The organism is Mesorhizobium sp. YM1C-6-2, assembly GCF_003666685.1.
In the GTDB taxonomy this organism is placed as follows: Bacteria; Pseudomonadota; Alphaproteobacteria; order Rhizobiales; family Rhizobiaceae; genus Mesorhizobium_K.
On the sequence record NZ_RCIZ01000006.1, the window covers coordinates 136,479 to 158,109 of the forward strand.

General features: G+C 65.2%; 28 protein-coding genes. 8 read left to right on the top strand and 20 right to left on the bottom strand.

Features of this window, described 5'->3' with window-relative positions; genetic code table 11:
* The first annotated feature begins 34 nt into the window (after positions 1 to 34).
* A complete protein-coding gene (locus D8676_RS16570) occupies positions 35 to 883 on the top strand; it encodes a DUF1194 domain-containing protein (protein ID WP_121582197.1) in 849 nt (282 codons plus the stop codon).
* A gap of 50 nt (positions 884 to 933) precedes the next feature.
* Here the strand turns inward: D8676_RS16570 and D8676_RS16575 are convergent, their stop codons facing one another.
* The 3 genes from D8676_RS16575 to D8676_RS16585 form a co-directional block, all read right to left on the bottom strand.
* The gene (locus D8676_RS16575; RefSeq protein WP_348629020.1) at positions 934 to 1,926 is read right to left on the bottom strand and encodes a GlxA family transcriptional regulator; all 993 of its coding nucleotides are present in this window, start codon (positions 1,924 to 1,926) and stop codon (positions 934 to 936) included.
* 258 nt (positions 1,927 to 2,184) lie between these two features.
* On the bottom strand, positions 2,185 to 2,325 hold the full coding sequence (locus tag D8676_RS16580; protein ID WP_121582199.1) for a hypothetical protein: 141 nt from the start codon (positions 2,323 to 2,325) through the stop codon (positions 2,185 to 2,187).
* 351 nt (positions 2,326 to 2,676) lie between these two features.
* Positions 2,677 to 2,862: a hypothetical protein gene (locus tag D8676_RS16585; protein WP_121582200.1), complete on the bottom strand. Its 186-nt coding sequence runs from the start codon at positions 2,860 to 2,862 to the stop codon at positions 2,677 to 2,679.
* Positions 2,863 to 3,088: 226 nt separating this feature from the next.
* On the opposite strand from D8676_RS16585, the gene D8676_RS16590 reads away from it, so the two are divergent.
* Entirely contained in the window at positions 3,089 to 3,991 is a 903-nt protein-coding gene (locus D8676_RS16590) for a LysR substrate-binding domain-containing protein (protein WP_121582201.1), read from the top strand.
* Between the two features lie 72 nt (positions 3,992 to 4,063).
* Positions 4,064 to 4,522, top strand: a complete 459-nt coding sequence (locus D8676_RS16595; RefSeq protein WP_121582202.1) for a hypothetical protein — start codon at positions 4,064 to 4,066, stop codon at positions 4,520 to 4,522.
* A 13-nt stretch (positions 4,523 to 4,535) separates the two neighbouring features.
* Here D8676_RS16595 and D8676_RS16600 read toward each other — a convergent pair whose 3' ends face one another.
* The 9 genes from D8676_RS16600 to D8676_RS16640 form a co-directional block, all read right to left on the bottom strand.
* The gene (locus D8676_RS16600) at positions 4,536 to 6,560 is read right to left on the bottom strand and encodes an ASKHA domain-containing protein (protein ID WP_121582396.1); all 2,025 of its coding nucleotides are present in this window, start codon (positions 6,558 to 6,560) and stop codon (positions 4,536 to 4,538) included.
* A 51-nt stretch (positions 6,561 to 6,611) separates the two neighbouring features.
* Positions 6,612 to 7,586 carry a methyltetrahydrofolate cobalamin methyltransferase gene (locus D8676_RS16605; RefSeq protein WP_121582203.1) on the bottom strand — a complete coding sequence of 325 codons (975 nt, stop codon included), beginning with the start codon at positions 7,584 to 7,586 and terminating at the stop codon, positions 6,612 to 6,614.
* A 68-nt stretch (positions 7,587 to 7,654) separates the two neighbouring features.
* Positions 7,655 to 8,755 carry a methylenetetrahydrofolate reductase gene (locus D8676_RS16610; protein WP_121582204.1) on the bottom strand — a complete coding sequence of 367 codons (1,101 nt, stop codon included), beginning with the start codon at positions 8,753 to 8,755 and terminating at the stop codon, positions 7,655 to 7,657.
* The gene (locus D8676_RS16615; RefSeq protein ID WP_245426848.1) at positions 8,752 to 9,405 is read right to left on the bottom strand and encodes a methylenetetrahydrofolate reductase C-terminal domain-containing protein; all 654 of its coding nucleotides are present in this window, start codon (positions 9,403 to 9,405) and stop codon (positions 8,752 to 8,754) included. Before D8676_RS16615 ends, D8676_RS16610 begins: the two co-directional genes overlap by 4 nt.
* A complete protein-coding gene (locus D8676_RS16620; RefSeq protein WP_121582205.1) occupies positions 9,398 to 9,700 on the bottom strand; it encodes a virulence factor in 303 nt (100 codons plus the stop codon). The genes D8676_RS16615 and D8676_RS16620 overlap by 8 nt, the downstream gene beginning before the upstream one ends.
* Before the next feature lie 132 nt (positions 9,701 to 9,832).
* On the bottom strand, positions 9,833 to 10,600 hold the full coding sequence (locus D8676_RS16625; RefSeq protein ID WP_121582206.1) for a formyl transferase: 768 nt from the start codon (positions 10,598 to 10,600) through the stop codon (positions 9,833 to 9,835).
* A 5-nt stretch (positions 10,601 to 10,605) separates the two neighbouring features.
* Positions 10,606 to 11,265, bottom strand: coding sequence for an exopolysaccharide biosynthesis protein (locus D8676_RS16630; protein ID WP_121582207.1), 660 nt, complete (start codon positions 11,263 to 11,265; stop codon positions 10,606 to 10,608).
* A 130-nt stretch (positions 11,266 to 11,395) separates the two neighbouring features.
* Positions 11,396 to 11,971, bottom strand: a complete 576-nt coding sequence (locus D8676_RS16635) for a DUF4893 domain-containing protein (protein WP_121582208.1) — start codon at positions 11,969 to 11,971, stop codon at positions 11,396 to 11,398.
* A 52-nt stretch (positions 11,972 to 12,023) separates the two neighbouring features.
* Entirely contained in the window at positions 12,024 to 12,692 is a 669-nt protein-coding gene (locus tag D8676_RS16640; protein ID WP_121582209.1) for a DUF1638 domain-containing protein, read from the bottom strand.
* A gap of 118 nt (positions 12,693 to 12,810) precedes the next feature.
* Here D8676_RS16640 and D8676_RS16645 point away from each other — a divergent pair, with 118 nt between their 5' ends.
* Positions 12,811 to 12,939, top strand: coding sequence for an EncA/B family entericidin (locus D8676_RS16645; RefSeq protein WP_121582210.1), 129 nt, complete (start codon positions 12,811 to 12,813; stop codon positions 12,937 to 12,939).
* Between the two features lie 85 nt (positions 12,940 to 13,024).
* On the opposite strand, the gene D8676_RS16650 is transcribed toward D8676_RS16645, so the two are convergent.
* A complete protein-coding gene (locus D8676_RS16650) occupies positions 13,025 to 13,723 on the bottom strand; it encodes a B12-binding domain-containing protein (protein ID WP_121582211.1) in 699 nt (232 codons plus the stop codon).
* A 287-nt stretch (positions 13,724 to 14,010) separates the two neighbouring features.
* On the opposite strand from D8676_RS16650, the gene D8676_RS16655 reads away from it, so the two are divergent.
* Positions 14,011 to 14,400, top strand: coding sequence for a DoxX family protein (locus tag D8676_RS16655; RefSeq protein ID WP_210210731.1), 390 nt, complete (start codon positions 14,011 to 14,013; stop codon positions 14,398 to 14,400).
* 235 nt (positions 14,401 to 14,635) lie between these two features.
* Positions 14,636 to 16,213 carry a trimethylamine methyltransferase family protein gene (locus D8676_RS16660; RefSeq protein ID WP_121582212.1) on the top strand — a complete coding sequence of 526 codons (1,578 nt, stop codon included), beginning with the start codon at positions 14,636 to 14,638 and terminating at the stop codon, positions 16,211 to 16,213.
* 145 nt (positions 16,214 to 16,358) lie between these two features.
* Here D8676_RS16660 and D8676_RS16665 read toward each other — a convergent pair whose 3' ends face one another.
* Positions 16,359 to 16,634: a hypothetical protein gene (locus tag D8676_RS16665; protein ID WP_121582213.1), complete on the bottom strand. Its 276-nt coding sequence runs from the start codon at positions 16,632 to 16,634 to the stop codon at positions 16,359 to 16,361.
* A gap of 195 nt (positions 16,635 to 16,829) precedes the next feature.
* Here D8676_RS16665 and D8676_RS16670 point away from each other — a divergent pair, with 195 nt between their 5' ends.
* On the top strand, positions 16,830 to 17,330 hold the full coding sequence (locus D8676_RS16670) for a cytochrome b/b6 domain-containing protein (RefSeq protein ID WP_121582214.1): 501 nt from the start codon (positions 16,830 to 16,832) through the stop codon (positions 17,328 to 17,330).
* A 40-nt stretch (positions 17,331 to 17,370) separates the two neighbouring features.
* On the opposite strand, the gene D8676_RS16675 is transcribed toward D8676_RS16670, so the two are convergent.
* Complete coding sequence (locus tag D8676_RS16675) at positions 17,371 to 17,730, bottom strand: ADP-ribosylation/crystallin J1 (RefSeq protein ID WP_121582215.1); 360 nt, start codon at positions 17,728 to 17,730, stop codon at positions 17,371 to 17,373.
* 39 nt (positions 17,731 to 17,769) lie between these two features.
* Between D8676_RS16675 and D8676_RS16680 the strand changes: the two genes are divergently transcribed.
* Positions 17,770 to 18,438, top strand: coding sequence for a 4Fe-4S dicluster domain-containing protein (locus D8676_RS16680; RefSeq protein ID WP_121582216.1), 669 nt, complete (start codon positions 17,770 to 17,772; stop codon positions 18,436 to 18,438).
* A gap of 9 nt (positions 18,439 to 18,447) precedes the next feature.
* Here D8676_RS16680 and D8676_RS16685 read toward each other — a convergent pair whose 3' ends face one another.
* The 5 genes from D8676_RS16685 to aztB all read right to left on the bottom strand — a co-directional run bounded on the left by D8676_RS16685 (position 18,448) and on the right by aztB (position 21,631).
* A complete protein-coding gene (locus D8676_RS16685) occupies positions 18,448 to 18,786 on the bottom strand; it encodes a TIGR01244 family sulfur transferase (protein WP_121582217.1) in 339 nt (112 codons plus the stop codon).
* 72 nt (positions 18,787 to 18,858) lie between these two features.
* Positions 18,859 to 19,296: a DUF6691 family protein gene (locus D8676_RS16690; protein ID WP_121582218.1), complete on the bottom strand. Its 438-nt coding sequence runs from the start codon at positions 19,294 to 19,296 to the stop codon at positions 18,859 to 18,861.
* 3 nt (positions 19,297 to 19,299) lie between these two features.
* Complete coding sequence (locus D8676_RS16695) at positions 19,300 to 19,722, bottom strand: YeeE/YedE family protein (RefSeq protein WP_121582219.1); 423 nt, start codon at positions 19,720 to 19,722, stop codon at positions 19,300 to 19,302.
* Between the two features lie 31 nt (positions 19,723 to 19,753).
* Entirely contained in the window at positions 19,754 to 20,743 is a 990-nt protein-coding gene (gene aztC / locus D8676_RS16700) for a zinc ABC transporter substrate-binding protein AztC (protein WP_121582220.1), read from the bottom strand.
* 21 nt (positions 20,744 to 20,764) lie between these two features.
* Complete coding sequence (gene aztB, locus D8676_RS16705) at positions 20,765 to 21,631, bottom strand: zinc ABC transporter permease AztB (protein WP_121582221.1); 867 nt, start codon at positions 21,629 to 21,631, stop codon at positions 20,765 to 20,767.

Genomic DNA, 21,631 nt, shown 5'->3' on the forward strand with positions numbered 1-21,631 from the left:
TTTTCATCCGCCCTTTTTTGCATAACCTTGATGCATGTTCTGGCCGCTACGAGGTTGGCAACGTGTTGCGGGCGCCGCCGCGGCGCTGGCGATCGGCCTTGCGCCCTCCGCCTTCGCAGCCGAACCCGTGGACGTCGAGCTCGTGCTGGCGGTCGATGTCTCGCTTTCCATGTCGCCGACGGAGCTCAATATCCAGCGGAACGGCTATGCCGCCGCCCTGACCCATGACCGCGTGCTGCAGGCGATCGCCGGCGGAGCGTATGGCAGGATCGCCGTCACCTATTTCGAATGGGCCGGCACGACCTCCCACCACGTCATCGTGCCGTGGACGATCATAGCCAACAGCGCGGATGCCGAGAGCGTCGCGGCAAGGCTTTCGGCCCGGCCGGCGAACAGCGCCCGCCGGACCTCGATCGCGGCCGCGCTCGGGTTTGGCGCCGACCTCTTCGCCGAAAGCCAGTTCCGCGGCCTGAAACGCGTCATCGACATTTCCGGTGACGGACCCAACAACCAGGGCCAGCCTGTCGAGATCGCGCGCGACGAGGTGGTGAAGCAGGGCATCACCATCAACGGCCTGCCGCTGATGACCAGCGGGGGCTTTTCCAGCGCCTACGACGTCGAGAACCTCGACCTGTATTACACCGATTGCGTGATCGGCGGCCCCGGCGCCTTCATGATCCCGGTCAGCGACTGGTCCCAGTTCCCCGAGGCGATCAGGCGCAAATTGGTGCTTGAACTGGCCGGGCCGCTGTCGCCGGCCTGGCAGGCCGAGACGGCTGCGGAAGGTCTGCCGGTCGTGAAGGCCCAGGCAACGCCGAAAGCCGACTGTTTCGTTGGCGAGAAGATGTGGCGCGACCGCAGCTGGATGTGGGACCAGCGATAGAGCATCGGACCGAAAAGCATGAAGCGGTTTTCGGTCCGATGCCAACGGCTTCAGGCCGCCAGCAGCTGCTTCCTGTCCAGCCGTTCCTGCTGCGGCGAGCGTGCATAAAGCTCGCGATAGCATTTCGAGAAGTGCGACGCCGAGACGAAGCCGCAGGCGACCGCCACCTCCACCACCGGCATCGACGACTGCACGAGCAGGTGGCGCGCGCGGTCGAGCCGGATTTCCAAGTAGTAGCGCGCCGGCGAGCGGCCCATTTCGGTACGGAACAGCCGCTCGATCTGGCGACGCGACAGGCCGACATGGTCCGCCACCTCGATCAGCGACAGCGGCTCGGCGAGATTGGCCTCCATCAGCTCGATGATCGACAGCACCTTGGCGTTCTGGACGCCGAGGCGGGCGCGCAGCGGCAGGCGCTGGCGGTCGGTCGGGCTGCGGACGCGGTCGGTCAGCACCTGCTCGCAGACGCGGTTGACGAGGTTTTCCTCGAAATCGTCGCCGATCAGCTTCAGCATCATGTCGAGCGCGGCGGTGCCGCCGGCGCAGGTATAGACGTTCTGGTCGATCTCGAAGAGGTCGGCGAAGACGTTGGCCTTGGGGAAGGCTTCGGAGAAGCCCGGCAGGTTCTCCCAATGGATGGCGCAACGCTTGTTGGAGAGCAGGCCGGCGGCGGCCAGCACATGCGCGCCGGTGCACAGCCCGCCCACCGCCACGCCGCGGTTATATTCCTCGCGCAGCCAGGCAAAGGTGGTGCGGTTGTTGTAGGTCTCGACGTTGAGCCCGCTGCAGACGATCACCATGTCTGGACGGTCGGCGCCCGTCATCTTGCGCCGCTCGTCGTCGAGTGAACTGTTGACCGCGCATTCGACGCCGTTCGAGGCCTTGACCGGCCGCCCGTCGATGCTCGCCAGCCGCCACTTGTAGGCTTCGTAGCCGAGCATCCGGTTGGCCGAGCGCAGCGGGTCCAGCGCGGTCGCGAACGCGATCATGGTGAAATCGGGTACCAGGAAGAAGACGAACGACCTCTTGGCCGGAAGCTTCATGGCGTTCAACGGTGTCCTCCCACGTATGAACGATGACGCGAACAGGATTGTCGCGATCAGCAAACCGCCACCAGAACCCCTTGGTTGTCAAGGGGTGCAGGCTTGGCGTCGCCGTTAAATTTGCGACATGGTCGCAAATCGGCCAGTGCTGGAAAGGCGCAAAAGAAAACCGCCGCGGGGCGGTCAGGCCCTGGCGGCGGTCGAGATGCAGACGAGCGTCCTGGAGGCGGCGCTCAAGCCTGCGCTAGGGAATGGCTTTCAGACGAGCGCGCCGAAACGGGCGCCGGCCATCGCACCGGTCTGGCCGGGCATCGTGCGGCCGAGGCGCTGGCGCTCGAGCGCGGTGGTCAGGTTGATTTCACGGCTCTTGCCGGCGAACAGGCGAGTAAGGAACTTCATGACACGTCTCCATGCATCAGGGTTACACGGGGTGCCTTCGCTTGATCTGCTAAGGAGTGGGGCATCTCGTTGGACGAGGCGGATATAGGCGCGCCCGGCGAATTTATAAGCGGCAAAAGCGAAGCGGCAGGACGTAAAAACGACAGCGCCGATCGGGCGTCGCGATTTCTATCTTCGGATTTGCCAGCATCTACAGCAGGTTAACCGTAGGGAAGGCCGGGCATGCATCTTGTTCATATGCGTCATGCGAGCGTTGCATAGCTTCGGCAGGTCGCTTGCGTTGCATAAGGGGAGCGGGGGCCTGCCGGATGTAGGGGACGCATGCGGCAGGCCATTGCTCGCTGTTCACGGTCACTTCGATCCTGCCCAGGAGCCGACGCCACGGCGGTAGCCGTTGTCGTTGTCGAATGCATCCGGCCAACCGATGTCCTTCTGCAGTTCGACAGGCAGCGAGCGGATGGTGCGCTCGGTCTGGTGGCGGGCGCGGGCGGCGCTGAACTCAGCCGCGAAACGTCCGATGGTTGAAAGAATGGACATGACATTTCCTCTCTCGTTACCGGACCTTCGCTGGTCCGGGCGACCTTGGTTAAGGACTGCGCGTTTCAACTTCATTCCGCACCGCCGGCTTCCTGTTTCGGCCGTGTTGCTGGTCTGGCCAGATCGGCGGAAGCCTTCGATGCTGTTGACTATGGGGTAGATCTGATGTTCAATCAAACGAAATGGAATGATGCTTTAGATCAGAGAAATTGAAGGACAGGACGGCATGAACGCCCCGCTCAATCATCCGCTGCCGCTGCTCGATCTCGATGTCCTCAGGACCTTCGTGGCCATCGCCGAAACCGGCAGCTTCACCACCGCTGCCACCGCCGTCTTCCGCACGCCATCGGCCGTCTCCATGCAGATCAAGAAGCTGGAGGACATTCTCGGCCGCTCCGTCTTCTCGCGCGATGCGCGCTCGGTGACGCTCACCACCGACGGCGAGATGCTGCTCGGCTATGCCAGGCGGATGCTCGCCGTGAACCGCGAGGCGGTCTCCAAATTCATCATCCCCGACATCTCCGGCGTCGTGCGCATCGGTTCGCCGGACGACTACGGCGAGCGCGTGCTGCCCCATGTGCTGAAGCGCTTTGCGCAGTCGCACCCCTCGATCGCGGTCGACGTCGTCATCGACCAGAGCGCCAACCTGCGCCGCCGCATGGACGACCGCGAACTCGACATCACGCTGGTCACCAAGTCTTCCAGGAACCCCATGAACGACGCGGAGGTGCTGCTCACCGAGCCGATGGTGTGGGCCGGCGCCAAGGGCGGCTGCGCGCATCTCAGGGAGCCGCTGCCGGTTTCGCTCTGGGAGGAGGGCTGCGCCTGGCGTGCCGGGGCGCTTGATGCGCTCGGCCGCGAAGGCCGCAACTACCGCGTCGCCTATATGAGCGCGCACACGGCCGGCCAGCGCGCGGCGATCATGGCCGATCTCGCTGTCGCGCCGCTGCCGAAGTCGTTCCTCGGCTGCGACATGGTGGAACTGACCGCAAAGGACGGCCTGCCGGACATGGGGACCTACAGCCTCGCCATGTTCGTCACGCATGAGGCCAGCGCGCCGGTCAAGGCGGCGGCCGATCATATCCGCGCGACCTTTGAGGTCTACAGCGAAACCGGCCGCTGGTTCTAGGCTCATCGCTTTTTGGTCGGGGCGGAACTCCCTGCGTCGCCCGGCCGTTTGGGCCATACAGGGAGCTTCACGATGCGACAGCCCGACTACGAAGCGTTCTTCTCGAACTATGTCGCCGTCTTCAACCGTTCGCTGACGGACGGGGCCGACGCGGATGCCGTCCGCGCGAGCTATGCCGAATATTTCGTGTCGGCGGGCGCCGGCGGCGCGGTAATGGGTGGCGCGAACGACGACAGATATGCCGAGGTTCTGCGGCAGGGCGCCGGCTTCTACCGGGCGGTCGGGCTGCAGGGCATGCGGCTTATCAAGGTGGAGGTGACGCCCATCGACGCCGCGCACGACATGGTCAGGCCCTATTTCCACGCCGACTACAAGAAGAAGAACGGCGAGGCGCTGCCGATCGAGTTCGACGTGGTCTACATGCTGCAGCGGCGCGAAGGCGGCCCGAAGATCTTTGCGGTCGTCGCCGGCGACGAGATGGGTATCTACCGCCGCTACGGCCTGGTCGACGAAGAGGGAAAGCCGGTCTAAGGCTCTCCGCTCCTCAGTCCCGCGCGCGTCTTGAAGGCCGACCCTCGCGCGAACGCCGGCGCGGCCCGCCGTCGCCGCCATCGCCCTCGGCAAGCACCTTTCTCGGCGGCAGTTTCACCTCCGCAGCGAGCTTGGGGAACGGGTCGACCTTGTTGGGCAGCGCCATCGCGTTGATGAAGAGCTGCTGGAAGTCGGGCTCCAGCGCGGTCTCGATCTTCTCGATCTTCGACACTTCCTGCTCGATCTCGCGCCGGTGCTCGCGGTTCAGGAGCGCCATCAGCGCGCCGGTGCCGGAGGCGTTGCCGACCGCCTTCACCTCGGCGAGGTCGCAGTCGGGGATGAGGCCGAGCACCATGGCGTATTTCGGATCGATGAAGGAACCGAACGCCCCGGCGAAGCGGATCGTGTCCACTTCGGTGACGCCCTGCTTGTCCATCAACAGCTTGATGCCTGCGTACAGCGCCGCCTTGGCGAGCTGGACGGCGCGTACGTCGTTCTGCGTCACCGAGATGCGCGGCTCGCCGTCGCGCAGCAGATAGGAGAAGGTGCGCCCGTTGCTGATGATGCGCGGGCTTCGCGCGGCCAGTTCGCCGTCGACCACGCCATCCTCGGAAATGACGCCGGAAAGATACATCTCGGCGATCACCTCGATGATCGCCGAGCCGCATATGCCGGTCACGCCGGTGGCCTTGGCGGCCTCCTCGAAACCTTCCTCGTCGGACCATTTGTCGACGCCGATGACGCGGTATTTGGGTTCCAGCGTGTCGGGATCGATGCGCACGCGCTCGATGGCGCCGGGCGCGGCGCGCTGGCCGGACGAGATTTCCGCGCCCTCGAAGGCCGGCCCGGTGGGTGAGGATGCAGCCACCACCCGCGTGCGATTGCCGAGCACGATCTCGGCATTGGTGCCGACGTCGACCAGGAGCATCATGCGGTCCTGCCGGTAGGGGCCTTCGGACAGGGTTGCGCCGGCGGCGTCGGCGCCGACATGGCCGGCGATGCAGGGCAGGGTGTAGAGCCGCGCGCCGGGGCTGACCTCTATGCCGATCTCATGCGCCCAGAACTGCATCGAGCCCGAGACGGCGAGCGCGAAAGGCGCCTGGCCGAGCTCGGTCGGATCGATGCCCAGGAACAGGTGATGCATGATCGGATTGGCGACGAAAACGCAGTCGAAAATGTCGTGACGGTCGACGCCGCTTTCGGCACAGACCTTGCCGATCAGGTCGTTCACCGCGTCGCGGACCGCCTTGGTCATCGCCTGCTGGCCGTCCGGGTTCATCATGACGTAGGAGACGCGGCTCATCACGTCTTCGCCGAACCGGATTTGCGGGTTGGGCACGCCGGCCGACGCCACGATGCGGCCGGACAGCAGCGAGACGAGATGCATGGCGATCGTCGTCGAGCCGATGTCGCAGGCGATGCCGTAGGCTTCGTTCTTCAGGCCGGGATAGAGCGCGATGATGAAGGGACGCGACGATTCCATGTCGCGGTGGATCGCGGCGGTGACGGCCCAGTTCTCCTTGCGCAGGATCTTCTGCACCTCGGGCACGAGATGCGGCGCGACCAGCAGGTCCTTCCAGCCCCAGTCCCTGGCAAGCACGACCTTCAGGCGGTCGAGGTCGCCGAGCGGCTTGTGCATGTCGGGCTCGTCGACCTCGACATAGCACATCTGCACCGCCGCGTTGCGCTCGATGACGCGATCCGTCGCCGCCTTGCGCACGATCTGCGCGTTGATCACCGTGTCCTGCGGCACGTCGACGACGAGGTCGCCCTGGATCGTCGCCGAGCAGGAGAGGCGACGGCCTTCGGGCAGGCCCCTCACGCGCTCGTAGCGCTCTTCCTTCGGCCCCTTCGGCGAGATGTGGTCGTTGGACGAGACGATCTTGTGCTTGGCGAAATTACCTTCCTGCACCTCGATCTGGCAGCGTCCGCAAGTGGCGCGTCCGCCGCACACGCTCTCGACATAGACGCCGAGCTGGCGCGCGGCGTCGAGCACCGGCGTTCCGACCGGAAACCGCCCGCGCTTGCCGGACGGCATGAACAGGACAAGGGGATCTGTGATGTTGGCGGGTGAATTCACGATCGAGGATTACCCCGCTGCCCTTCGCGCATCGCGGCCGCCGCGGCGGCGTCCGCCGCCAGCCGCCGCTCCTTCCGCGCCCGGCGAAACCACCGGCACGGGGGCGGGCGCGGCGTGCTCGCCCGGCTTGTAGTCCTTGTAGGTCTTGATCCAGGTCATGCAGTCGCGGTCGGTGCCGGCGAGCACGTTGGCGCCGCGCACCGCCTCCATCTCCTGCGGACGGACCGGGTTCATGATGGCGCTGGTCATGCCGGCGCCGATCACCATCGGGATGAAGGCGGCGTTGATGCCGTGGCGGTGCGGCAGGCCGAACGAGATGTTGGAGAGGCCGCAGGTCGTATTGACCTTCAGCTCCTCGCGCAGGCGCCGCAGCAGCGCGAAGACCTGGCGGCCCGCATCGCCCAGCGCGCCGATCGGCATGACCAACGGGTCGACCACCACGTCATGCGACGGAATGCCGAAATCGGCGCAGCGTTCGACAATCTTCTTCGCCACAGCGAAACGGACGTCCGGGTCCATGGAGATGCCGGTCTCGTCGTTGGAGATCGCCACCACCGGCACGTTGTACTTCTTCACCAACGGCAGGATGGCCTCGAGCTTCTCCTCCTCGCCGGTGACCGAGTTCACCAGAGGGCGGCCCTTGGCGACCTTGAGGCCCGCCTCGATCGCCGCCGTCACCGAACTGTCGATCGACAGCGGCAGGTCGACGAGGTTCTGGACGATCTCCAGCGTCTGCACCAGCAGGCCGGGTTCGGTAGCATTGGGGTCGACCGCCGTCACGCCGGCGTTCACGTCGAGCATGGTTGCGCCGCAGGCGGCCTGTTCCAGCGCATCCTTGATCACCGTCTCGAAGTTGCCGGCCTGCATCTCGGCCGCCAGTTTCTTGCGGCCGGTCGGGTTGATGCGCTCGCCGATGACGCAGAAGGGCTGGTCGAAGCCGATGACGATTTCGCGGGTCGCCGAAGCGACGATCGTGCGGGTCATAAATCTCTCCGTATGATATAAAGACTTCTTTATATCGTTATCTGTTTGCGATCAAGCGACAGGCGATGTCAATGCGCGGACTTCACCATATCGACCTGGGTTTCGGTTATGTTGTCATTGAGCAGGTGGTCGAGACGCTGGGCGACGAGCGCATCGTCCGCCCGGGCCTCGCGCTTCCAGGGCCTGCGGCCCTTCAGTACGCCCGATTCATCGACGATCTCGGCGACATATTCCTCCTGGCGGTAGGCCATCACATGGACGCCCGACACGCCGGGGATTTCCTTCACCTCGTTGATGATGTCGATGCAGAGCTGCTTGCCTTCCTTCTTCTGGTCCTGGGCGCCCTCCAGCCGCTTGATGACGGAATCCGGGATGTGAATGCCGGGAACGTTGGAACGGATCCATTTCGCCGTCTTTGCCGAGGCCAGCGGTCCGACCCCGACCAGGATGAAGACCTTTTCGGTGAAGCCGAGATCGCTGGCCTTCTGCATGAAGGTCCTGAACATCGGCACGTCGAAGCAATACTGGCTCTGCACGAACTGCGCGCCGGCGGCGATCTTCTTGCCGAGGTGGATCGGCCGGAAATCGTAGGGCGGGGCGAACGGGTTGATCGCCGCGCCGAGGAAAAGCTGCGGCGGCGTGGTCAGCTTGCGGCCGGACAGGAATTTTCCGTTGTCGCGCATGATGCGGATGGTCTCGAGCAGCGACATGGAATCGAGGTCGAACACCGGCTTGGCGCCCGGCTGGTCGCCCGCCTGCACGCCGTCGCCGGTGAGGCAAAGGATGTTCGCGACGCCCATGGCGGCGCCGCCCAGCACGTCGCCCTGGATGGCGATGCGGTTCTTGTCGCGGCAGGCGATCTGCATGACCGGCGCATAGCCCATGCGCGTCAGCAGCGCGCAGATGCCGACCGAGGACATGTGGCAGTTGGCGCCCGACGCATCGACGGCGTTGATCGCGTCGACCCAGCCATCGAACACCTTCGCACGGTTGTAGACGTCTTCCGGATCGGCGCTGTCGGGCGGATTGAGCTCGGTGGTGACGGCGAACTCGCCGCGTCTCAGCACCCGCTCCAGCCGGCCGCGCGAGGTGTGGCCGGGCAGGGGTTCCAGCGGCAGATGGATGCCTTCAGGGTTTTCGTCAGGGTGGATGGGACGCTGCTCGCTCATGCCGAAGCCCCCGTCTTCGCCGCTTCGCGCGTGGCGGCCGCCTGCGCCGTCACCCGCAGCCAGGCGGAGGTTTCGCGGAGCGACTGGTCGACCGGCTTCTGCACGGCGAGGATCGCATCGCCCTTGACCATGTTGCGCGAGCCTTCCCAGGCCTTCACCCACACGCAGGGCATGTCGGGCTCGACCTCGCAATTGCCGTTGGCGCGCACACCGCCGCAGGGTCCGTTGCGCAACTGCTTGGGGCAGTTCATCGGGCAGGACATGCCGGTCGAGGACAGGATGCACTGGCCGCACATGCGGCAGTCGAACATCAAGCCCTTCACCCGCTTCTCGACAAACTTCACCGGCGCCTCGACGCGGCCGTAGCCGATGCCCTTCCAAAGCGGATGAAGCATCAGGAACATGTCGGCGAAGCGTGCATAAAACCATTCGAGCGCCCGGGAGTGGCGGATCGACCAGAGCCTGACCGAATAGGAGCGCTGCACGCGCCGCTGCGGCGACACGTCGGCCGGCTTGTAGTCGGACTTCGGCGCCGTCTTCTTGACGATGGTCGCCTGCGTCACGCCTGCCGCGGCGCTCGGTGGAATTATCTCGCCCGCGGCGCTCGCCGGGCCTTTCGCCGTTGTCGAGATCGGCTGGGTGCTATCCATTTTCCTTGCCGCCTGCCTTGGCGAGGGCGACCAGCCGTTCCCGATCATACTGTCTGTCGAGTTCGTCCGCCGCCTTCGCGACTTCCGCTTCGAGATCATCGCTGACCGTCACCGGATCAGCCTTGCGCCATTCCGCCAGGTAGGCGTCGGTCTCGGCCGCGCCGGAGCGCATCGCCGCCATGTCGATCGCCTCGGTGAAGCGCAGCGGCAGTTCGCGCTTGGCGTTCTGCCGCCCCTTCTTGACGATCACCTGGGCCGGAATGTCGCGCCAGTAGACGATGATCAGATCGGCCATAGTAGTCTCGCTCTTTCAAGGATTTCAGCATTGCCGGAAGCGGAAATGGCCCGCTTCTCATGGGACGACGCGCGCGCATTCAAAAGCGACGCGCGAGGGTGACGCATATAGGAAAGTCTGCGGCGTCCTAGCCTACCACACGCCCTTGGTCAGGCCGGTCCACAGATAGAACCAGACCGTCGGGTGGTACCATTGCTTCGAGGGCAGGTCCGGCGTCACTGGTTTGAGCCGGCCATCGAGCGCGTCTTCCACGCCCTTGATGCAGATTTCCCGCGACATCACCGCCAGCCGCAGGGCGTAGTTGGTGAGGTTGTCGCCGCGCTCAGGCTTGCCGCGCACCTGGTGAAGGACGTCGCCGGTGTCGACACCGGCGTCGACCAAGTGCACCGTGGTGCCGAAATTGCCGGCGTCGCCGGTCGCCAGCGACCAGTAGCCGCCATTCATGCCCCGGTATTTGGGCGTTATCCCTGCATGGTAGTTGAGCACGGGGCAGGAGATCGCCGCCAGCGTCTCCTTCGACAGCAGGCGGCATCCCGCCAGCAGGACGACCTCGGCCTGCATCCCCCGGACCGTATCGGCAAGTTCCGGCGAGTCGGCGGAGGCGACGCGCACGACCGGTATGTCGGCGCCGAGTTCGGTCTCGGCTCCGTCGCCCGCGATGCTGCGCTGGTCGCGCGACGACAGAAACAGCTTTCTCAGCCGCGTGAAAACCATCGTCCCCAACTGGCCGGCGACTTCGATCCAGCCGAGCTTGCGGGCGCGGCGCAACAGCAGCCGCTTCTTCGATTCCGGGTCCTCGAGGATCACGGTCGCTTCGCCAAGGCGATCCCTTATCGCATTGACGATGATCCAGACATGCGGACCGCCCGCCGTGACGATGGCAATTCGCGAAGGCTGCATGTGGGTCACATCAGCCAGCCGAGCGCGGCATTGGTGGCGACGCCCGCCGCGCCTATGACGGCGGCGATCACGCAGAAGGAGGCGATGCAGATTGCGCCGCCGACCGCAAGCAGAAGCCCGTCGCGCTCCGACAGCGCCAGCCCGAGCAGCGCGGTGGCGAAGGCCGGCAGCCAGTTACCGAGCGGGATCGGCAGCGTCACCACGATCGCCAGCACCAGCGTGATGCCGCCGATGATGCGGTCGCCCTGCCGGCGCCAGAACGGCCAGTAGCGCGGGCGGATGACGCGCTCGATCCGGACCAGGCGTGGAATGATCCACTCCATCGCGGAACGGAACGTGTCGGCGTTGAGCGAACGGTTCGCCAGGGCGTCGGGCAGCCAGGTCTGCTTGGCGCCATACACCATCTGTGCCGAGACGATGATCAGCGGCACGCCGAGCACGGCGGAGGCGCCGGGCGGCAGCGGCAGCAGGTTGAAGGCGGCGAAGAGCACCAGCAGCGGCGCGAAGCTGCGGTTGCCGAGCGCATCGCGGATATGGCCGAGCGAGACGGGGCCGTGCGCGTCCCTGGCGAGCTGGGCGAAGAGATCCGACAACCGGCGCGGCCGGCGGCGCCTTGGCGCGCCGTCGATCGGCCCGTTCTCGAAATCCGTCGTTTCCGCTCTCATACCCTTGCACGCACCTCACGCCGCATGGTCCACCCTGCGTCTCCTCCATTCTGCCTCCGCAGGGTTAACCCGTGATGACAGGAGCGGACCGGACCAATGTGCGGGCTGGCGTCCCCGAATTCAACCGGCTTCAGCGTCTGAACTCGAGTATGTCAAGCTTGGATTCGTATTTCGGGGCGGGGAATTCGATGCGCCATTCGGCCGGGCCGGTGCGGAACGCATAGCCGACCTGGTCGGTATCGGGCCCGCTGCCGTAGGGTTGCGGCTTGTCTGCCGCGATGGAGAAGGAACCGAGATAGATGGTCCGCGTCTGGCTGTCGTCGTAGAAGCGGCCGGTCGTGCGTTGCGAGCCGGTCAGTTTTTCCAGCTTCCACCCGGATCCGTCGTCGCTCACCCGGCATTTGAACCAGCCGTATACCACCAGCGGCGAAAGCCCGCCCAGCTTGGTCGTGCGGCAGCGCCAGTCGCCGCCGAGATCGAAGTCGGGCAGGGACAGCAGCGGCTTCGCTAGAAGCGCCTCAAGCTCCGCGAGTTGGGCCTGGTCCCCGTCCTTCGCCTCAGTGAGCGCTTCAGTGCGGGTGTCCTCGTAGGCCTCGAGCCGCGCCTTGTCGGCCGCCGTCATCAGCTTCTGCACGACGCCGTCCGCGAGCGCCGACGAGGCGGACAGGGTGAGAAGCGCGGCGAGCGCGAAGCTGGAGGGTTTCATCAGAGGTCTCCGTTTCCGGACGGAAAGGGCAGGGGAATCCGGCGCTTTTGGGTCAGCGGCCCGCGCCGACGACCGCCTGCGTCAGATCGCCATAGCCGGTGAAGCGGTATTCGTAGTCGAGGCCGAGATAGTCGGCCGCCCACTTCGCCTTCCTCTGCAGCTCCGCATCCTCGGTCTGCGCCAGATAGACGATCTTGGTGTAGTTGCCGAACACCATCTCTTTCAGTTCCGGATGCTCTTCGAGTTTCAGCGGCTCGATCACGAAGGCCTCGAACTGCCTGGCGAGCAGGTCGGTGAGATAGAAGGCGGTGAACTCGTTGTCGGTGTTTTCCGCGAAGGTTTCGTTGCCGGTGAAGAAGGAATAGCAGTGCGGCCCGCCGATCCGCTCGATGCCTTCCTCGGCGCAGATACGGTCCAGTTGCCCCTGCGTGCCGCACTCGGCATAGCCGATGAAGATGCGCGAATAACCTTCGCGCCGCGCGTCCGCGATCGCCTCGCGCATCGCCGGCGCGATCTTCTCGGGATAGACGTGCCAGATCGCCGGCAGGCAGACGAGATCGATATGCTTCAGCCCATTGGAGCGGCAGATGGCAATCACTTCGCGGGCGATGGCGCCGCAGGCGATGATCCGTACGCGGTCCGCGAGCGGAACGGAGGCTGCGACAATGCCTCCCTTCGCGATCACATCCGGAGCGACCACCGCTCCCGCTTCGTCCGTCATTGGCCTGCCTGTCGATGAGCCGGCGATCAATTCGGCAAACTTGCCTGAATCAGGTGGAACCGACTATCGTCCTTTTCGTTGCTCTGCGCTTATCTAGTCATCGAGGGAGACATCGTCCATGAAACTGTCGCGTCTGGCGTCCATCGCCACCATCCTGGTCTGCGCCCTGGCCGTAGCATCCTGCGCAAACACCGTCCGCGGCGTGAAGCGCGACGTTCAGTCCACGGCCAACGCCATCGAGAACTGACACGCCGCAGGCGTCTCTTCGTCGAAAGCACGGGTCGCGGTTTCGCGGCCCGTTTTGCATTCGGACGAACCTTGGGCGCGGAGCCTCAGGCCGAAGCGCGCAGATTGTGCTTGCGCTTCATGAAGTCCTTGGCGGTCTCGACGGCGACGGCCGCGTCGCGGCAGTAGGCGTCGGCGCCGACCGCCTTGCCGAACTCCTCGTTGAGCGGCGCGCCGCCGACCAGCACGACATAGTCGTCGCGGATGCCCTTTTCCTTCATCGTGTCGATGACGACCTTCATGTAGGGCATGGTGGTGGTCAGCAGCGCCGACATGCCGACGATGTCGGGCTGGTGCTCTTCGATCGCCGCCAGGTATTTCTCGACCGGATTGTTGATGCCGAGGTCGATGACGTCGAAGCCGGCGCCCTCCATCATCATGCCGACGAGGTTCTTGCCGATGTCATGGATGTCGCCCTTGACGGTGCCGATCACCAGCTTGCCCTGCTTGGGCGCGCCGGTGGCGGCGAGCAGCGGCCTGAGGATCGCCATGCCGGCCTTCATCGCATTGGCCGATAGGAGCACTTCAGGGACGAACAGGATGCCGTCGCGGAAATCCTCGCCGACGATGCGCATGCCCTCGACCAGCGCCTCGGTCAGCACCGTGTAGGGCAGCCAGCCGCGCTCCAGAAGGATGTTGGTGCCTTCCTCGATCTCCTCCTTCAGCCCGTCATAGAGGTCGTCATGCATCTGCTGCACGAGCTCGTCGTCGGAAAGCTCGGAAAGGATGATTTCGTCGTCGGACATTTTATTCGGCTCCTGGTGCCAGCAGTCAGCTTGCTTGGCGCGACACGGGGACAATGCCGCAATACCTAGCCCGCAAGGCTTTCGCAGCCATAGCTGATTTGCGACGCGCTGCAAAACGAAAGCGACTGGAACTTCGTAGCCAGTCGTGGAGGGCGGTTGCCGGAGGGTCCGTGCGGCCCGGCGGCCGAGGAGTGTGTGGACGATCCGGGCGCCTTCGACGTGTCCACTTGCCACGTCCAACCCCGCGACCTTATGGTTTCCCAGGGGTAAACGAGGAGCTCATGCACATGCAAATGACCTTTCTGCGCGGCTGGGCGCCGCACATATTGAGCATATTGCGCATTCTTGCGGCCGCGACATTCCTCACGCACGGCACGATGAAGCTGTTCGGCTGGCCCGCGCCGTTTCCGTATCCGCTGAACGGGATGCTCTACACGGCCGCTATCCTGGAGGTGGTCGGCGGACTGCTCCTGATCGTCGGCCTGTTTTCGCGCCCCGTCGCTTTCATCCTCGCGGGTGAAATGGCGGTCGCCTATTTCATGGGGCATGCGGGCCAGGGCTTCTTCCCCGTGCTCAACGGCGGCGAGCCCGCGGTGCTTTTCTGCTTCATCTTCCTCTACATAGCAGCGGCGGGCCCGGGTCCGTGGAGCGTCGACGCGGCCACCGGCAGGGATTAGTCGGTAAGGGACCAGCTTGTAGGGCGGCCGGCGCGGTTCCGGCGGCCGCCCTCTTTCCACCGCGTTCCGGATTGTTTTCTTGGCCCGCCATTGACGTCTTGTCGCTTGTCGGGTTTTGGATAGCGCTTGGCGCTTGCAAGCCGTTTCCATAGAGGTCGATGGCTACGATCCGGCCGTTGGGCAACGCCGGCGACAAGTCCGCGCGCGCCCTAAGTCCATCCAGGGAAGAACTTCGATGACCGAGAACCTCGCAGCCGAACAGGAAGCGCCGGGAGGACGACGCGGCAGGGCGGATCGCGGCGGTGGTGCCGCAGCACGCCGCGCCGCGCGCTCCGGCGGCGGGCCGGGCACGCAGCTCACCTATATCAAGCGGGCGATCAAGGTCTACGAGGTACTCGACGAAGAGGGGCTGGCCCTCATCGAGAAGAACGCCGACACCGTGCTCGAGGAAACCGGCATCATCTTCCGCGACGATCCCGAGGCGCTCGAGATTTGGAAGAACGCCGGCGCCGACGTGAAGGGCGACCGTGTGCATTTCCCCAAGGGCCTGCCGCGCTCGCTGCTGAAGACTGCTCCTTCGACCTATACGCAGCACGCCCGCAATCCCGAACGCTCGGTCCAGGTCGGCGGCGACGCGACCGTCTTCGCGCCGGTCTACGGACCGCCCTTCGTGCGCGATCTCGACGGCAAGCGCCGCTACGCCACGATCGAGGATTTCCGCAATTTCGTGAAGCTCGCCTACATGGCGCCGTCGATCCACCATTCGGGCGGCACGGTCTGCGAGCCTGTCGACGTGCCGGTCAACAAGCGTCACCTCGACATGATCTACAGCCACATCAAATATTCCGACAAACCCTTCATGGGTTCGGTCACCGCGCCGGAGCGCGCGGAGGACACGGTGGCGATGGCCAAGATCGTGTTCGGCGACGACTATGTCGAGAACAACACGGTGCTGACCTCGCTCATCAACGCCAACTCGCCGATGGTGTTCGACGACACCATGCTCGGTGCGCTGAAGGTCTATGCCCGCCACAACCAGGCCTGCATCGTCACGCCCTTCATCCTCGCCGGCGCGATGAGCCCGGTGACGGTCGCGGGCACGCTGACGCAGGTGCTGGCCGAAGTGCTGGCGGGGGCTGCGCTGACGCAGCTCGTGCGGCCCGGCGCGCCGGTACTGTTCGGTACCTTCGCCTCCTCGATCTCGATGCAGTCGGGCGCGCCGACCTTCGGCACGCCCGAGCCTTCCCTGGTGTCCTACGGCGCTGCCCAGCTCGCTCGCCGCCTCGGCCTGCCGTTCCGCACCGGCGGCTCGCTCTGCGCCTCGAAGGTCCCGGACGCGCAGGCGGCCTATGAGAGCGCCAACACGCTGAACTCGACCATCCTCGCCGGCACCAATTTCGTGCTGCATGCGGCCGGCTGGCTCGAGGGCGGTCTCGCCTCCTGCTACGAAAAATTCATGATGGACATCGACCAGCTCGGCATGCAGCAGAAATTCGCCGCCGGCGTCGATCTCTCGGAGAATGGCCAGGCGATGGACGCCATCCGTCAGGTCGGTCCGGGCAGCCACTTCCTGGGCTGCGACCACACGCAGGCGAACTTCCAGACCGCCTTCTACCGGTCGTCGATCGCCGACAACAATTCCTTCGAGCAGTGGCAGGCGGAAGGCGAGAAGACCGCGCCGCAGCGGGCCAACGAACTCGCCCGCCGCTGGCTGGAGACCTACGAGGCGCCGCCGCTCGATCCGGGCATCGACGACGGGCTCAAGGACTTCATCGCGAAGAAGAAGGAGTCGATGCCCGACGCCTTCACTTGAAAGGAGCCCGATGCAGGCCGGGCTAAAGTGGCCGACATCATCCACAAGGAAGTCTGGCGAAGCGCCTTTCGCGAGCCGGATGAAAAGTGACGTCGCGGGGACGCGGCCTTCCTACTCAGCCGTCTTGCGGCTGCAAGTTAATTGTTCAGTTGGTGTAGTGCGTTTCGTCGACGCTCGGGTCGGACGGCGCGTCGCACAGGGTCACGTTGTCGACGGTGCTGCAGCCGGGCTGCAGGACGGCTGGCCCGGCAACACCCTGCGGCGTCTGCCCCATCTGATCATAGGCCGCCGGTACCGTGGGCGCACCGACCACGGTCGCCGGCTGCTGGACGACAGGGGCGTAAGAGACGTTCTGCGGTTCGGACGAGGTGCAGCCGGCCAGGAGCAGGATGCACAGGGCCGGCGTCAGGCGAAGGGGCATGCTCGGTCTCGCGTTGGGCCGCGATGTTCCAGAATTCCGCCGGGCTGGCAAGGCGAAAGCAGGCGCTGCCGCTTCTTTTCCAGATGCGAAGTGTCGGGGGGGGGGGACTGAAGCTGGATTTGCGCTGGATCAAAGCGCGCCGCCGCGCTTCTGCCGAAGATTGCAGTCAATCCAACCCTACAGGGATTTCGGTCGATGCATTCTCATCCTGCCGGCTACACGCGAGCCCAGATCGTCCTGCACTGGGTCATCGCCGCGCTCGTCATCTTCCAGCTCGTCTTCGGCGAGGACATCGTTCCGGCCTTCAGGGCCTACAGACAGGGGACCGAGCCGCAGGCCGATGCGCTGCTCAATGCCAACATTCATGTCTATGTCGGCCTCGCGGTTCTTGTCCTGGCGATCCTGCGCGTGGCGCTGCGCATTCGGTACGGCGCGCCTGACCTCCCGGCCGACGAAAGCATCGTCCTGCAATACATTGCCAAGCTCGCGCATATCGTCCTCTATGCGGCGATCTTCCTGATGCCGCTGACCGGCGCGCTTGCCTGGTATCTCGGCATGGGCGAGATCGGCGAACTGCACGAGATCGGCAAGCCGGTCCTCATCGTGGTGGTGGCCCTTCATGCCGTCGGAGCGCTTTGGCAGCATTTCGTGGTCAAGACCGACGTGCTTCGGCGGATGCTGAAGCCGATGGCATAGCGGGGAGCGGCTGCCGGCAAGGCTCGATGCGAGCTGATGCCTAGGCGTCCGGCTTGCCGAAGGAGCCGGTCACGACGATCGGCCCGACGATAGCGTCATTGAACGCAGGCAGCTCCTCGGCCGGTATCCAGTATTCCAGATGTTGGCGGCCGCCGGCTTGCTGCACCTGATATCGGTCCAGAAAGTCTCTCCGGACGTCGAAACGCAATACGTATCCTGCGCCGCTCGCCGGTACGTTCCAGTCCCGTGCGATCTGGATTGCATAATCTTCGTTGAGTACCGGGTAGAAAATCGGCTGATCGGGCAGGCGCGGCGGGAAGGCTTTCATGCCCGACTGCCGTACGAGATCGAGTTCGGCTGGCCCGACCGGCCGCCAAAGAGTTGTCGTATCGTTCGTCATCTTCGCACCGCCCGATAGAAGGGGAGTGGCTACTATCGCATGATCGACGGCATTGTCAGCATGCTCGCCCGGTACGGCCTTATCCCGCGCGGCGGCTTCCGTTTCGCGGCTGGCGAGGCCGCGCCATCAGGTCCGTCCGGCGTGCCGGCAAGATCGATCCTGCTCGTCGGGCAGGCGGGCGATGCGCCCTGGCCGCATTTTTCGCGCTGGCGGCGATCGCAGCCTGAAAATCTCGCTGACCCGCTCGACACCTGGTCGCGCACCGTGATCGACGGGGTTGCCGCCGAATTCGGCGCACGCGCGGTCTATCCTTCGGACAAGCCCTGGCTGCCGTTCCAGCAATGGGCAATGCGCGCGGAGGGGCTGAAACCGTCGCCGCTCGGCATCCTCATGCATCCCGAATACGGGCTCTGGCACGCCTACCGTGGGGCACTGCTGTTCGACGTTGAGATTCCGATTCAGGCGCCTCGCGAGGTGATTCATCTCTGCGACCTATGTGTCGGAAAACCTTGCCTGAAAGCCTGTCCGGTTGGCGCGTATTCAGAGGCCGGTTTCGCCTATCAGGCCTGCCTCGACCATGTACGCGGTCCGTCCGGCGAGCTCTGCCGCACGACTGGCTGCCTCGATCGCAACGCCTGTCCCTATGGCGCGGCCTATCGTTATCCTGCCGAAGCGCAGGCCTTCCACATGGCGGCGTTCATGCGCTGAAAGACAGCGCTACTCGCCCATTTCCTGGATCAGCGCATATAGGTTGGTGCAGCGGGCGCCGGAACGGCAATAGGCGAAGACCGGGCCGTCCAGGTCGTCCAGCGCCGCCGCCTGGTCGGCGACGTTCTGCTCGGTGATCTGGCCGCTGATGACCGGGATGTAGCGGAATTCGAGGCCGGCCGCCTCGGCCGCCTGCTTGACGCTGTCGGCCGAAGGCTGGCCCGGCTGTTCGTCGTCCGGCCGGTTGCAGATGACGCTCCTGAAGCCCGCCGCCTTCACCACCGCGATGTCCTCCGGCAGGATCTGGCCGCTTACCGAATAATTGTCGCTGATCTGGCGGTATTCCATGCTGCACCTCTAATCTTGCTGCCACGCCGGCTCAGGCACTCTCATGCCACCGGACGCGGGGTTGGGCAACCGTCATGCCGGGGCAGGCGCCGGCAACCTGCTCTTGATGGCGCGGCCGGCGACGATGCCGGCGATCACGGCCGCGACGAAGATGAAGGTCTGCGCGTTCAACAGCCCAAGCGCGGGAATGGCGCCGCCGGGACAGAAGCCGGCTATGCCCCAGCCGATGCCGAAGACGGCCGCGCCGCCGACGAGGCGGGCATCGATGCCGCCGGCCGGACTTGGCGGGAATGCCGGCGCGAAGACCGGCGTCTTCAGCCGGCCGAAGACCAGCCTGTAGCCGATCAGCGCCGTCACCAGCCCGCCGCCCATGACGAAGGCGAGGCTCGGGTCCCAGTTGCCGGCGAGGTCGAAGAAGTTCAGCACCTTGGCCGGATTGATCATGCCGGAGACGGTGATGCCGAGGCCGAAGACGATGCCGATAAGTAGAGCGGAGACGATGCGTTTCATGGTTCAGCCTCCGATCACGTGGCGGACGACGAAGACGGTGATGAAGGCCGCCAGCATGAAGGTGAGGACGGCGGCCAGCGAGCGGCGCGAGAGCCGCGCCAGCCCGCATATGCCGTGCCCGCTCGGACAGCCATTGCCGAAATGCACGCCGATGCCGACCAGCAGTCCGCCCAGGATCAGCGCGCCCGTCGACACCGGCACTTCGAAGGGAATGACGCCGCCGGCCGCGAGATAGAGGGCCGGAGCAATGACCGCGCCCGCCAGGAACGCTGCCCGCCAGGACCAGTCGGAGGCCGCCGGCGGGATGATACCGGTCAGTATGCCGGTCATGCCGGCGACGCGCCCGTGCAGCGCCATCAGGAGCACGGCCGAGAGGCCGATCAACACGCCGCCGATCAGCGACTGGAAGGGGGTGAACTCTGTCATTTCGAATGTTTCCCTGGCGGGCGAGGGTGCCTCAACTGCCGAGGATAGCACCTTTTATCGCGCCGATATTGTTCCGCATCATGTCGATATAGGTAGCCGCGGGGCCGTCCGCATCGGACAGCGCATCGGAATAGAGCGTGCCGCCGATCTTCAGCCCCGTCTCGTTGGCGATCTGCTCGATCAGCCGCTGGTTGGTGACGTTCTCGACGAAGATGGCGGACGCCTTGTCGCCCCGGATCTGCGTGATCAGCTTGGCGACGTCGGCAGCGGATGCCTCCGCTTCGGTCGAGACGCCCTCCGGCGCCAGGAAGGTCAGCCCGTATGCGTGCTCGAAATAGCCGAAGGCGTCGTGCGAGGTGATGATGGTGCGCTTGTCGACCGGGATCGCCGCCACCGCGTCCTTCACCTCGGCTTCCAGCCCGTCGAGCCGGCCGGTGTAGGCCTCGGCGTTCGCCCTGTAGGCGTCGCAGCCCTCGGCGTCCGCAGCGCAGAAGGCCTCGGCGATGTTGGCCACGTAGATCTTGGCGTTGGCTATCGACTGGAAGGCATGCGGATCGACCGCGCCGTGGTCATGCGCGTGTCCGGCCTCGTGGGTTTCTTCGGCTTCGTGGTCATGAGCATCGTCCCCATCAGTCTCGGCCGCATGAGCCTCGTGATCGTGCGCTTCCTCGGTGGAGGACAGCGTTTCGAGGCCCCTGGTCAATTCCACGACGGTCGCCTTGGTCGCGCTCGCCTCGACCAGGCGCTGGAGAAAACCTTCGAAATGCAGGCCGTTGACCAGCACCACGTCGGCATTGGCCACGACCGCCGCGTCGGCTGGCTTGGGTTCGTAGACATGCGCGTCGCCATTGGCGCCGACGATGGTGGTCAGCGCGATGCGATCGCCGCCGACATTTTTGGCGAAGTCGCCGATGATCGAGAAGCTTGCGACCACCTTGATCGGTTCGGCTGCAGCGGGGAGGGCAGTCGATGCGAATGTTATAACGCTCAGGGCGGCGGCGAGGGAGATAGTTCTCGGCATGGTCTTCTCCATTGCTTGGGATCAGGCGGTGCGGTGACGGTGGTGGCGCACGCGCGAGCGGAGCACGCCGCGCGGGCCGGCAAGGATCGAGGCGAGATAGGCTACGCCCGCCGAAAGCACGATCGCCGGTCCAGAAGGCAGTGAGGCGTGGTACGACATCAAGAGTCCGGCCACGCAGGCGGCGAAACCGATCGCCAGCGCCAACAGGCACATCGGCTCGACGCGGCTCGTCCAGAAACGGGCTGCTGCCGCCGGCAGCATCATCAGGCCGACGGAAAGCAGCGTGCCCAGCGCCTGGAAGCCGCCGACGAGATTGAGTACGACCAGCCCCAGGAAGATGAAATGCACTGGTGTGCCGAGCCGGCTCACCGAGCGCAGGAACAGCGGGTCGAGGCATTCGGCGACCAAAGCGCGCCAGAAGACCGCGAGCGTCAAGAGCGTCACGCCGGCGATGGTGGCGATCAGCTTCAGCGCCTCGTCGTTCAGCGCCAGCACCGTGCCGAACAGCACATGCATCAAGTCGACGCTCGATCCCCGCAGCGACACGATCATCACGCCGAGCGCCAGCGAGATCAGGTAGAAGGCGGCGAGCGAGGCGTCCTCCTTCTGCACGGTGAAGCGCGACACCGCGCCGGCCCCCATCGCGACGATGACGCCGGCAACCAGGCCGCCGATCGTCATCGGCACGATCTCCAGCCCGTAGAGCAGGAAGCCGGTCGCCGCACCCGGCAGGATGGCATGCGCCATCGCGTCGCCGGTCAGGCTCATGCGCCGCAGCATCAGGAAAACGCCGACCGGGCAGGAGGAGAGGCAGAGCAGCAGCGAGCCGGCAAGCGCGCGCTGCATGAAACCGAACTCGACGAAGGGGGCGACGAGGAAGTCGTACAT